General features: G+C 64.1%; 9 protein-coding genes and 1 pseudogene. 9 read left to right on the plus strand and 1 reads right to left on the minus strand.

Translation table 11 applies throughout. The features are described from left to right. Nucleotides 1-78 precede the first annotated feature (78 nt). On the minus strand, nucleotides 79-1,188 hold the full coding sequence (locus EOC06_RS23565) for a Gfo/Idh/MocA family protein (RefSeq protein WP_128308913.1): 1,110 nt from the start codon (nucleotides 1,186-1,188) through the stop codon (nucleotides 79-81). A gap of 156 nt (nucleotides 1,189-1,344) precedes the next feature. Between EOC06_RS23565 and EOC06_RS23570 the strand changes: the two genes are divergently transcribed. The 9 genes and pseudogenes from EOC06_RS23570 to EOC06_RS23610 all read left to right on the plus strand — a co-directional run. Further along, a complete protein-coding gene (locus tag EOC06_RS23570) occupies nucleotides 1,345-2,190 on the plus strand; it encodes a MurR/RpiR family transcriptional regulator (RefSeq protein ID WP_164762714.1) in 846 nt (281 codons plus the stop codon). Nucleotides 2,191-2,331: 141 nt separating this feature from the next. After that, on the plus strand, nucleotides 2,332-4,266 hold the full coding sequence (iolC, locus tag EOC06_RS23575; RefSeq protein ID WP_128308914.1) for a 5-dehydro-2-deoxygluconokinase: 1,935 nt from the start codon (nucleotides 2,332-2,334) through the stop codon (nucleotides 4,264-4,266). 34 nt (nucleotides 4,267-4,300) lie between these two features. Then, the gene (gene iolD, locus EOC06_RS23580) at nucleotides 4,301-6,151 is read left to right on the plus strand and encodes a 3D-(3,5/4)-trihydroxycyclohexane-1,2-dione acylhydrolase (decyclizing) (protein WP_128308915.1); all 1,851 of its coding nucleotides are present in this window, start codon (nucleotides 4,301-4,303) and stop codon (nucleotides 6,149-6,151) included. A 223-nt stretch (nucleotides 6,152-6,374) separates the two neighbouring features. Beyond that, the gene (gene iolE / locus EOC06_RS23585; RefSeq protein ID WP_128308916.1) at nucleotides 6,375-7,292 is read left to right on the plus strand and encodes a myo-inosose-2 dehydratase; all 918 of its coding nucleotides are present in this window, start codon (nucleotides 6,375-6,377) and stop codon (nucleotides 7,290-7,292) included. 58 nt (nucleotides 7,293-7,350) lie between these two features. Next, a complete protein-coding gene (locus tag EOC06_RS23590) occupies nucleotides 7,351-7,569 on the plus strand; it encodes a DUF3329 domain-containing protein (RefSeq protein WP_128308917.1) in 219 nt (72 codons plus the stop codon). Between the two features lie 197 nt (nucleotides 7,570-7,766). Further along, nucleotides 7,767-8,579 carry a 5-deoxy-glucuronate isomerase gene (gene iolB, locus EOC06_RS23595; RefSeq protein ID WP_128308918.1) on the plus strand — a complete coding sequence of 271 codons (813 nt, stop codon included), beginning with the start codon at nucleotides 7,767-7,769 and terminating at the stop codon, nucleotides 8,577-8,579. 153 nt (nucleotides 8,580-8,732) lie between these two features. After that, nucleotides 8,733-9,452, plus strand: a complete 720-nt coding sequence (locus EOC06_RS23600) for a DUF1045 domain-containing protein (protein ID WP_128308919.1) — start codon at nucleotides 8,733-8,735, stop codon at nucleotides 9,450-9,452. 1 nt (nucleotide 9,453) lies between these two features. After that, entirely contained in the window at nucleotides 9,454-10,593 is a 1,140-nt protein-coding gene (locus EOC06_RS23605) for an alpha-D-ribose 1-methylphosphonate 5-triphosphate diphosphatase (protein ID WP_127269078.1), read from the plus strand. Beyond that, nucleotides 10,590-10,855, plus strand: a pseudogene (locus tag EOC06_RS23610) (phosphonate metabolism protein/1,5-bisphosphokinase (PRPP-forming) PhnN); the annotation flags it as partial. The gene EOC06_RS23605 and the pseudogene EOC06_RS23610, both read left to right, overlap by 4 nt.

Consider the following 10,855-nt stretch of genomic DNA (forward strand, 5'->3'; position numbering starts at 1 on the left):
GTTCCCTGGAGCACCCCTCATCCGACCTCGCTTCGCGAGGCCACCTTCTCCCGCAAGGGGAGAAGGTGTGCCGCCGCCTTACCGCACATCGACCCAGCGCTTCTCCTCGAACGAGCGCGCCATCGCGTGCACCGTGCGCTCGATCTCCAGCCCTTCGGCAAACTCGATGAGCCGCGCCGGCCTGCCTTCAAGCCGCGTCAGCAATTCGCGGCACTCGATGATCTTGAGATCGTTGAAGCCGAGGCCATGGCCTGGCGCCGGCACGAAGAGGTCATAAGGCTTGTGGTGCGGCGCCACCAGGATGGTGCGGTAGCCCTGCTCGGTCGGCCGGTCTGATGTGAGGTAGAGCTGGAATTCGTTCGATCGTTCCTGGTCGAACAGGATCGACCCTTTCGAGCCGAAGATCTGGACGGCGATGCGGCCCTTGCGGCCCCAGGCCGAGCGGTTGACCAGCAGCGTGCCGGCAATGCCATTTTCCAGATGCATCAGCACGCTGGCTATATCGTAGGTTTCGACCGCGCGGCGGCCGCCGCTGGCCAGCTTGCGATCGGCATAGGGTTTGGCCATGTCGCAGATGACACTGGCGACGCGGCCGAACAAGGCTGAGACCAGCGACAGCGGATGCACGGCGAAATCGTCGAGCGCGCCATAGCCTGACGCGGCTTCGTGCTTCCAGAAGAACAACGCCTCTGGGTCGGCCATAAAGTCCTCGTCCATCTCGATGCGCAGATGGTTGACCTCGCCGATGATCTTCTCGTCCAGCAAAGCGCCGATGTGGCGGATGGCCGGGCTCTGGATGTAGTTGTAGCCGAGCGCCGCGACCTTACCGGACTTTCTCGCCGCCGCTGCCATCGCCTCGGCCTCGGCAAAGCTCGGCGCCATCGGCTTTTCGCACCACAGATGCTTGCCTGCCTCGAGGATGGCGATGGCCATTTCCGGATGGAACTGGTTGGGCGTGGTCAGCGAGACGATATCCACGTCAGGATCGTTGACGATGGCGCGCCAGTCGCCCGACGCCTTGGCGAAACCGAACTCGCCCGCCTTGCGCCGGGCAAGCTCTTCATTGACCTCGCCGAGATGGACCAGCCGTGGCTTGGCAACGTCCGGAAAGACGGCGCCGACGGCACTCCATGCGATGGCGTGACACTTGCCCATGAAACCCGTACCGATGAGACCGACGCCGACCATTTTCCGTTTCTCCACTGCTTGAAGCGCTGCGTGGATGAATTAGTCCATTTTTCCCTGGAATGGAATGTCTGCCTCATTTTTTATGGTGTTCTTGCGCAGGCTCGCTATGATGAGGCACAGAGGGACGCTTCACGCATGAGCCTGGACAGAGCGACGATGGACGAACGGGTACCTCGCGATTTCGAGACGCTGCGCACCACCATCCTGGAGCGGCGCGAAAGCCTGCCGAAGCGCATCGCCCAGATCGCTGCCCATGCGCTCGACAATCCCGACGATATCGCTTTCGGCACCGCCGCCAGCATCGCCGCTTCGGCCGGCGTGCAGCCTTCGACCCTGATCCGATTTGCCCAGCAGCTTGGCTTCGATGGTTTCACCAGCCTGCAGCAGGTGTTTCGCGAACGGCTGCGCGAGCGCAACTCATCCTATGACGAAAGGCTGCAGGCGTTGCGCGCCAAGGCAGAGGGCGGTGCCGGCCACCGGGCGATCTTCGACGGCTTCGTCGCCGCCGCCTCGACCTCGCTCAACGACATTTCGCGCACGCTGGACGACGCGCATCTGGAAGAGGCCATTTCCCTGCTGGCCAAGGCGGAGACCATCTATGTGCTGGCCAAGCGCCGCTCCTATCCGGTGGCGTCCTACATCGCCTATGCGCTGGGCAAGCTGAAGATCCGCAACCAGCTGATCGAATCGGCGGCCGGGCTGAATGCCGAGATGATCGGCTTCGCGACGCCGGCGGATGCCGTCATCGCCATTTCTTTCTCGCCCTACGCACCGGCCACGATCGAGGAAGCGCGCAGCATTTCGGAACAGGGCGTGCCGATCGTCGCCATCACCGACAGCTCGTTTTCGCCGCTCGCCCAGTTCGCCAAGGTCTGGTTCGAGGTTGCCGAGGCCGATTTCGCCGGCTTCCGCTCGCTGTCGGCGACAATGGCGCTGGCCATGGCGCTGACCGTCGGCGTCGGCGAGAAGCGACGCGACACGGGCCGCAAGCGCAAGGCCTGATCCATCGCCGAAAAGGCACTTTTCACGGAAGGAACACTCATTCCATATTGACTATGGATTGGAATTATTATTTCATATTCCCGGCGCCACGCTGCCGCTCGCGCGTGTACCCCAACACAACAAGGCCGACGGGAGGTTCCAATGAGCGAAGCCGTGGACGCTGAATACGCGCCGCTCGACGTTATCACTATCGGTCGCGCTTCCGTGGACCTTTATGGGCAGCAGATCGGCTCGCGGCTGGAGGACATCACCTCCTTCGCCAAGTCGGTCGGCGGCTGCCCGGCCAACATCTCGGTCGGCACGGCCAGGCTCGGCCTGCGCTCGGCACTGCTCACCCGCGTCGGCGACGAGCAGATGGGCCGCTTCATCCGCGAGCAGCTGACGCGTGAAGGCGTCAATGTCGACGGGCTGAAGACCGACAAGGAGCGGCTTACCGCCTTGGTCCTGCTGTCGGTCGAGGACGAAGGCGTCTCGCCGATGATCTTCTATCGCTCTGATTGCGCCGACATGGCGCTGGCGCCGGAGGACATCGATGAGGCCTTCATCGCCTCGGCGCGCTCGATCGTCGTTACCGGCACGCATTTTTCCAGGCCCAACAGCGATGCCGCGCAGCGCAAGGCGATCCGCATCATGAAGGCCAAGGGCGGCAAGGTGGTGTTCGACATCGACTACCGGCCGAACCTGTGGGGCCTCGCCGGCCATGCCGAAGGGTTCGAGCGCTATGTGAAATCGGACCGGGTCTCGGCGCAGCTGAAGACGGTGCTGCCCGATTGCGACCTCATCGTCGGCACCGAGGAGGAGATCATGATCGCGTCGGGCGCCGACGATTGCCTGAGCGCCTTGAAGACGATCCGCTCGCTGTCGTCCGCCACCATCGTCCTGAAGCGCGGCGCCATGGGCTGCATCGTCTATGACGGACCGATCAGCGACGATCTCGAGGACGGTGTCGTCGGCAAGGGATTTCCGATCGAGATCTACAATGTGCTGGGCGCCGGCGATGCCTTCATGTCCGGTTTCCTGCGCGGCTGGCTGGGTGGCGAAGATCATGCGACAGCGGCGACCTGGGCCAATGCCTGCGGCGCCTTCGCCGTGTCGCGTCTGCTCTGCGCGCCGGAATATCCGACCTTCGAAGAACTGCGGTTCTTCCTCAAACACGGCAGCGAGCATCTGGCGTTGCGCAAGGACGAGGCGATCAACCACATCCATTGGGCAACGACGCGCCGGCGCGACATTCCCTCGCTGATGGCGCTCGCCTGCGACCACCGCGTGCAGCTCGAGGATGTGGCGGCGAAGGCCGGCGCCGATCCGGCACGGATCGAAGAATTCAAGGTGCTGGCAGTCAAGGCGGCTGCGAAGGTCGCCGCCGGCCGCGACGGCTACGGCATGCTGATCGACGAGAAACACGGCCGCAAGGCAATGTTCGAATTCGCCAGGCATTCCTTCGCCTGGCTCGGGCGGCCGGTAGAGTTGCCGGGTTCGCGGCCGCTGCGCTTCGAATTCTCGCAGGACATCGGCTCGCAGCTTGTCGAATGGCCGGTCGACCATTGCATCAAATGCCTGTGTTTCTATCACCCCGACGATCCGGCGGCGCTGAAGGAAGAACAGCAGCAGAAGTTGCGAGCCCTGTTCGAAGGCGCGCGGAAGGTCGGCAGGGAACTTCTCATCGAGATCATTGCCGGCAAACATGGCAAGCTCGATGACACGACGATCCCGCGCGCGTTGGAAGAGCTCTATGCGCTCGGCATCAAGCCGGACTGGTGGAAGCTCGAGCCGCAGGCGTCGAGCGGCGCCTGGGCGAAGATCGAGGCCGTCATCCTGAAGCACGACCCCTGGTGCCGCGGCGTCGTGCTGCTGGGCCTGGAAGCGCCGCAGGACGAGCTGGAAGCGGCGTTCGCCGCCACCGCCAAGGCGCCCATCGTCAAGGGCTTTGCCGTCGGCCGCACCATCTTCGTCCATGCGGCCGAACAATGGCTGGCCGGCAAGATGTCGGATAACGAGGCGATCGCCGACATGGCGCAGCGCTTCGAACAGTTGACGGATGCGTGGCTTGCCGCGCGCGGCCGCAAGGCGGCATAAGAAGGCGCGGAATAGGACTGCGGAGGAAAACACCATGAGCAAGACAATCCGCCTGACAATGGCGCAGGCGCTGACCCGCTTCCTGTCACGCCAGATGACCGAGATCGACGGGAGCAAAGTCCCGATCTTCGGCGGCGTCTGGGCGATCTTCGGCCACGGCAATGTCGCCGGCATCGGCGAGGCGCTTTATCAGCTGCGCGACGAGCTGCCGACCTTCCGCGCCCACAATGAACAGGCGATGGCGCATGCGGCGATTGCCTACGCCAAGGCCAATTTCCGCCGCCGCTTCATGGCCGCGACCTCTTCGATCGGCCCCGGCGCGCTCAACATGGTGACAGCGGCGGCGCTCGCCCATGTAAACAGGTTGCCCGTCCTGTTTTTGCCGGGCGACGTCTTCGCCAACCGCATTCCAGATCCGGTGCTGCAGCAGGCCGAGGATTTCTCCGACGGCACGGCGACGGTCAATGACTGCTTCCGTCCGGTTTCACGCTATTTCGACCGCATCACCCGGCCGGAGCAGATCATTCCTGCGCTCAGCCGAGCTATGCAGTTACTGACCGATCCGGCCGAATGCGGCCCGGTGACGCTGTCTCTGTGCCAGGACGTGCAGGCCGAGGCCTACGACTACCCCGAGAGTTTCTTTGCCGAGAGGGTCTGGCACCAGCGCCGGCCGCGCCCGGATCGCCATGAGCTTGCCGCCGCGGTAGCGGCGCTGAAGGGCGCAAAAAAACCGCTGGTGATCGCCGGCGGCGGTGTCCTCTATTCGCAGGCGTCGGACGAACTGGCGAAATTCGCCGAGAGCGCCGGCATCCCGGTCTGCGAGACGCAAGGCGGCAAATCCTCGCTGCCGGACGATCATTCGCTCAACATGGCGGCGGTCGGCGTCACCGGCACTTCTGCCGCCAACCGGCTGGCTGAGGAAGCCGATGTCGTGCTGGCCATCGGCACGCGCCTGCAGGATTTCACCACTGGTTCGTGGGCGCTGTTCAAGAATTCGGGCAAGACCATCATCGGGCTCAACGTGCAGCCCTTCGACGCCGGCAAGCACCGCGCCCTGCCACTGGTCGCCGATGCGGCCGAGGGCCTGGCCGAACTCGGTGCTGCGCTGAAGGGCTGGAAGGCGCCGGCAAGCTGGACCGACAATGCGTCCTCCGGCAAGAAGGCCTGGCAGGCCGAGGCGGCCAAGGTGACGGCGTCGACCAATGCCGCCTACCCGTCCGACGCGCAGGTGATCGGCGCCGTGCAGCGCGCCATGGGCTCCGGTGTGACGCTGCTGAATGCCTCCGGCGGCCTGCCGGGCGAATTGCACAAATTATGGCAGGCGGGCGCGCCCGGATCGTATCATGGCGAATATGGCTTCTCGACCATGGGCTACGAGATTGCCGGCGGGCTCGGAGCCAAGATGGCGAAGCCCGGCGAGGAGATCGTCGTCATGATCGGCGACGGCTCCTACCTGATGATGAACTCCGAAATCGCCACCTCGGTGATGCTCGGCCTCAAGCTCACTATCGTGCTGCTCGACAACAGAGGCTATGGCTGCATCAACCGGCTGCAGATGGCGACCGGCGGCGCCAACTTCAACAATCTGCTGAAGGACTCGCGCCACGAGGTTCTGTCCGACATCGACTTTGCCGCGCATGCGGCGAGCATGGGGGCGATTGCCGAGAAAGTGCCGTCGATCGCCGGGCTGGAAAACGCGCTGGCACAAGCCAGGAAGAATACGCGCACAACGGTGCTCGTCATCGACACCGACCCGCTGGTTTCCACGGATGCCGGCGGCCATTGGTGGGACGTGGCGGTGCCGGAAGTGTCGGCACGGCCGCAGGTCAACGCGGCGCGCAAGGCGTATGACGAAAAGCGGAAGATGCAGAGTGTGGGTGATTGAGGTCGGCGCTGCCCCTCACCTGCCTGCCGGCATCCTCTCCCCGTATAGGGACGGGGAGAGGGACGCTGTCACCACCGGTTTCGCCAATCACCGCCGTCGCAAGAAAGACGCCGAGGTCGCGGCTAGACCCCTTCTCCCCGTCACTATACGGGGAGAAGGTGCCGGCAGGCGGATGAGGGGCGGCGGCAACCAAAGGATAACTGTTCTAAACTGGAGTGACGACTTGAAAGCCAAACTGGGCATGTCCCCCATTGCGTGGTGGAACGACGATCTTGCGGAACTCAGCGACGACGTATCGCTGGAAGAATGTTTGCGCCAGTCGCGCTCGGCCGGCTTCACCGGCATGGAGATGGGCCGGCGTTTTCCCAATGACCCCGAAATCATGCTGCCGATCCTGAAGGCCGCCGACGTCACGCTGTGCGGCGGCTGGTTCTCCGGCACGCTGGTCGATGGGGAGATGGCCGGCAACAAGGATCGCATCCAGCCGATGATCGACCTGTTCAAGGCGGTGAATGCGCCTTGCATCGTTTATGGCGAAGTCGGCCGCTCGATCCAGGGCGACCGCTCGAAGCCGCTGGCGACCAAGCCGAAGCTGTCGGATGACGAGATGAAGGCTTACGCGAAACGCCTGACCGCGTTTGGCGAATGGTGCGCCGAACAGGGCATGCCGCTGTCCTATCATCACCACATGGCGGCGGTGGTCGAGACCGAGCCGGAACTCGATGCCTTCATGCGCTATTCCGGAGCCGGCATTCCGCTGCTGCTCGATGCCGGACATCTGGCATTCGCCGGCGGAGACGTGCTGCGTGCCATCGACAACCATCATACCCGCATCAGCCATGTGCATGTGAAGGACGTTCGCATGGGCGTGATCGAAAAGCTCGATCGCACCAAACAATCCTTCCTCGACGCGGTGGCGCTGGGCGCCTTCACCGTGCCGGGCGACGGCTCGCTCGATTTCGGCGCCATCGTGCAGCGCTTCGCCGACCATGGCTATGAGGGCTGGTTCGTGGTCGAGGCCGAGCAGGACCCGAAGAAGAACCCGCCACTCAGGATGGCACAGGTTGGCTACAAGGAATTGATGCGCGTCATGACCGCCGCCGGCTATACGGTCGAGACGCAAGGCTTTCCAAATGTCTAGTTTCCCAATGGCTGGTGCGACGGGTTCCCGGCGAGACCGATTGCTGTAGATTGGCCCTATGAAAGATTCCGAACACCCCTTCTTCCGGCCTTTGTGGCGGCGTGCCGCCATCGTCGCGGTCTGCGTCATCTGGTCGATCATCGAGTTCGCCACCAGCACGCCGTTCTGGGGCATGATCGCGCTCGGCTTCGCCGGCTACGCCGTCTGGCAGTTTTTTTATCTCTACAAGCCCGCTGACGAGGCGAAGCCTTCGGTCGAGCCCGAGCCGAAGGAGTAACTGATCGCATGCGTTGGCGACTAGCTTGCAGTGCTTCTCGTTTCGTCATCCTGGGGCGGAGCAAGGAGCGAAGCGACGCGGCGCAGACCCTAGGACGACGAAGTTGGAAGGGCGCCGGCCGAAGATTTGCGATGGCCCTTTCAAACAGGCGGCTTGGCTTCACGGAGTCCTTCAAGCCAACGGAATAGGAGACAAAAATGTCGAAGCTGCTCGTCAAAGCCGACAAAGGCCATGGCCGCGTCGCCCATGTGACGCCGAAAAGCGCCGGCTGGACCTATGTCGGTTTCGACCTGCATCGGCTGAAGCCGGGCGAAAGCGCCTCGGGAAACACCGAAGATCGTGAAGTCTGCCTGGTGTTCGTCACCGGCAAGGGCAAGGCTTCAGCCGGCGGCAAGGATCTCGGCCTGCTCGGCGAGCGCATGTCGCCCTTCGAGGGCAAGCCGTGGTCGGTGTATGTGCCTGAGGGATCGGATTGGTCGGTGACGGCGGACACCGGACTGGAACTCGCGGTCTGCTCGGCGCCGGGCCTTGGCGGCGGTCTGCCGGTTCGCGTCATCGGACCGGACGATCTCGGCCAGGAGGTGCGCGGCAAGGGCACCAACACACGCTATGTCACCAACATATTGCCGGAGGGCAAGCCGGCCGATTCGCTGCTGGTGGTCGAGGTGATCACGCCCGGCGGCCACACGTCGAGCTATCCGCCGCACAAGCACGACCGGGACAATCTGCCCGCTGAATCCTATCTTGAGGAAACCTACTATCACCGTCTCAACCCGCCGCAGGGCTTTGCCTTCCAGCGCGTCTACACCGATGCCGACGAGAATGGCCATCGCGCGCTCGACGAAGCGATGGCGATCGAGGATGGCGATGTCGTGCTGGTGCCCGGGGGCTATCACCCCTGCGCCGCCTGCCACGGCTACGACCTCTATTATCTCAACGTCATGGCCGGACCGAAGCGGACGTGGAAATTCCACAACGCGCCCGAGCACGAGTGGTTGATGAAGGCCTGATCGGTCGCTGCGTGAGCACTCGCTCCCTGGTCCAGCACGAAAAAATCGTCGGCTAATGACCCCGCCGCAGCGTTTTGTTACCTGAAAGCCAGCAAGGCTTCGTCAATTCGTCATGGAAATCACCTATGGCAGCGAAGCTGACAAGGACTTTCCATGCGCTACGCCCTCTATTTCACCCCCCGGCAGGACGAGCCTCTGGCGCGGATCGCCGCCGACTGGCTGGGCCGCGACGCGTTCGGCGCCGCGACGAGGCCGGTCGAAGCGGTGGCGGACCTGTCGGCGGCGGAAGTCGCTTTCCACACCGCTTCGGCGCGCCGCTATGGCTTTCACGCAACGCTGAAGGCCCCCTTCCGCCTGGCTGCCAACGAGACGGAAGCCTCGCTGCGCGCCGCACTCGACCAATTCGCCGAGGCGACGCCGGTGGTGACCATCCCGCGTCTCGTGGTCAGCCAGATCGACGGCTTCTTCGCACTGGTGCCGGAAGGGCCCGTGCCTGCGCTCAACCGGTTCGCCGATGACGTGGTGCGCGATTTCGACCGGTTTCGCGCACCGCTGAGCGAAGCGGAAATCGAGCGGCGCAGCCCGGATTCGCTGAAGCCGGCCGAGTTCCGCAATCTCTGCCAATGGGGTTATCCCTATGTCTTCGAAACCTTTCGCTTCCACATGACGCTCTCCGGCCGGGCGGGGTCACAGGAAAGCCCTCGTTTGCGCGCAGCGATCGACAGCCTGTTCGCGGAAGTGCTGCAACAGAAGGTGCTGGTGGATGCGTTGACCTTGTTTGTCGAAACCGAACCGGGTGCACCGTTCATGGTGCTCTCGCATCACGCGCTCGGGCGCCGCCCGGCCAGAAAAACCGCCTCAAGGACTGCCTGAAATGACCGCCGAGACTGTTCTCCACAATGCCCGCATCGTGCTTGCCGACGAGATTGTCGAAGGTTCGCTGGTGCTGCGCGACGGCTTTATCGCCGGCATCGAATCCGGCATCAGCCGCATCGGCGAGGACATGGGCGGCGACTATATCATTCCCGGGCTGGTCGAATTGCACACCGACCATCTCGAAGGCCACTACGCGCCGCGGCCCAAGGTGCGCTGGAATCCGATCGCCGCCGTGCTCGCCCATGACGCGCAGGTAGCGACCGCCGGCATCACCACCGTGCTCGACGCCTTGCGCGTCGGCATGGACGAAGACGCCGACCTGACATCGGCCGACATCCGCAAGCTGGCCGACGCGATCGAGGACAGTGTGAAGCAGGACCGTCTGCGCGCCGACCATTTCATCCATCTGCGCTGCGAGGTTTCGGCACCGGACTGCCTCAGGGCTTTCGCCAATTTCGACGGCGACGAGCGGGTCAAGCTGGCGTCGCTGATGGACCATGCGCCAGGCCAGCGCCAGTTCGTCGATCTCGAGACCTATGCCTACTATTACCAGCGCAAGCTGAAGCTGACCGATCGCGACTTCAAGCTGTTCTGCGAAAAGCGGATGGCCGAATCGGCGCGCAATTCGGCGCCGAACCGGGCGGTGATATCAGCCGCCTGCCAGGAGCGCGGCATCGTGCTGGCCAGCCACGACGACGCCACGTCAGGCCATGTCGACGAGGCGATCGAGCAGGGCGTGCGCGTCGCCGAATTCCCGACCACGGAAGAGGCCGCCAGGGCCTCGAAAGAGGCCGGGATGGGTGTGCTGATGGGCGCGCCCAACGTCATGCGCGGCGCCTCGCATTCGGGCAACGTCTCGGCCCGCACGCTGGCCAGCGACGGCCTGCTCGACATCTTGTCGTCCGACTACATTCCCTTCAGCCTGATCCAGTCGGCGTTCTTCCTCGGCGATGTCGTCGAAGGCATTTCCCTGCCGCAGGCCGTCGCCATGGTCTCGAAGAATCCGGCCGATGCGGTTGGCCTGACCGATCGCGGCGTCATCGAACAGGGCCGCCGCGCCGATCTGGTGCGCGTGCGCGTCGACGACCATGTCCCGGTGGTGCGCACCGTGTGGCGGCAGGGAAGCCGGGTCGCATGATGGTGTCGGCGTCGATCGAGCGGGAATTGTCGGCCGAGACGTTTCCGATCCGCGATGGCGTTTTCGTCGCCGTCGTCGGCCCAAGCGGCGCCGGCAAGGACACGGTGATCGGCTACGCCCGCGTCCGCTTTGCCGATGAGACAAGGCTGGAGTTCGTCCGCCGCGTCATCACCAGGCCGAGCGATGTCGCCAGCGAGGACCACGACACGCTGGCCGATGCCGCCTTCGTCGAGGCCGAAGCCGATGGCGCCTTCGCCATCTC

The organism is Mesorhizobium sp. M7A.F.Ca.MR.362.00.0.0, from assembly GCF_004023175.1.
Taxonomy (GTDB): domain Bacteria; phylum Pseudomonadota; class Alphaproteobacteria; order Rhizobiales; family Rhizobiaceae; genus Mesorhizobium.

Coding starts and splice junctions, on each gene's coding strand:
- EOC06_RS23565 (WP_128308913.1), bottom strand. CDS start 1,188: ATGGTCGGCGTCGGTCTCATCGGTACGGGTTTCATGGGCAAGTGTCAC.
- EOC06_RS23570 (WP_164762714.1), top strand. CDS start 1,345: ATGGACGAACGGGTACCTCGCGATTTCGAGACGCTGCGCACCACCATC.
- iolC (WP_128308914.1), top strand. CDS start 2,332: ATGAGCGAAGCCGTGGACGCTGAATACGCGCCGCTCGACGTTATCACT.
- iolD (WP_128308915.1), top strand. CDS start 4,301: ATGAGCAAGACAATCCGCCTGACAATGGCGCAGGCGCTGACCCGCTTC.
- EOC06_RS23590 (WP_128308917.1), top strand. CDS start 7,351: ATGAAAGATTCCGAACACCCCTTCTTCCGGCCTTTGTGGCGGCGTGCC.
- iolB (WP_128308918.1), top strand. CDS start 7,767: ATGTCGAAGCTGCTCGTCAAAGCCGACAAAGGCCATGGCCGCGTCGCC.
- EOC06_RS23600 (WP_128308919.1), top strand. CDS start 8,733: ATGCGCTACGCCCTCTATTTCACCCCCCGGCAGGACGAGCCTCTGGCG.
- EOC06_RS23605 (WP_127269078.1), top strand. CDS start 9,454: ATGACCGCCGAGACTGTTCTCCACAATGCCCGCATCGTGCTTGCCGAC.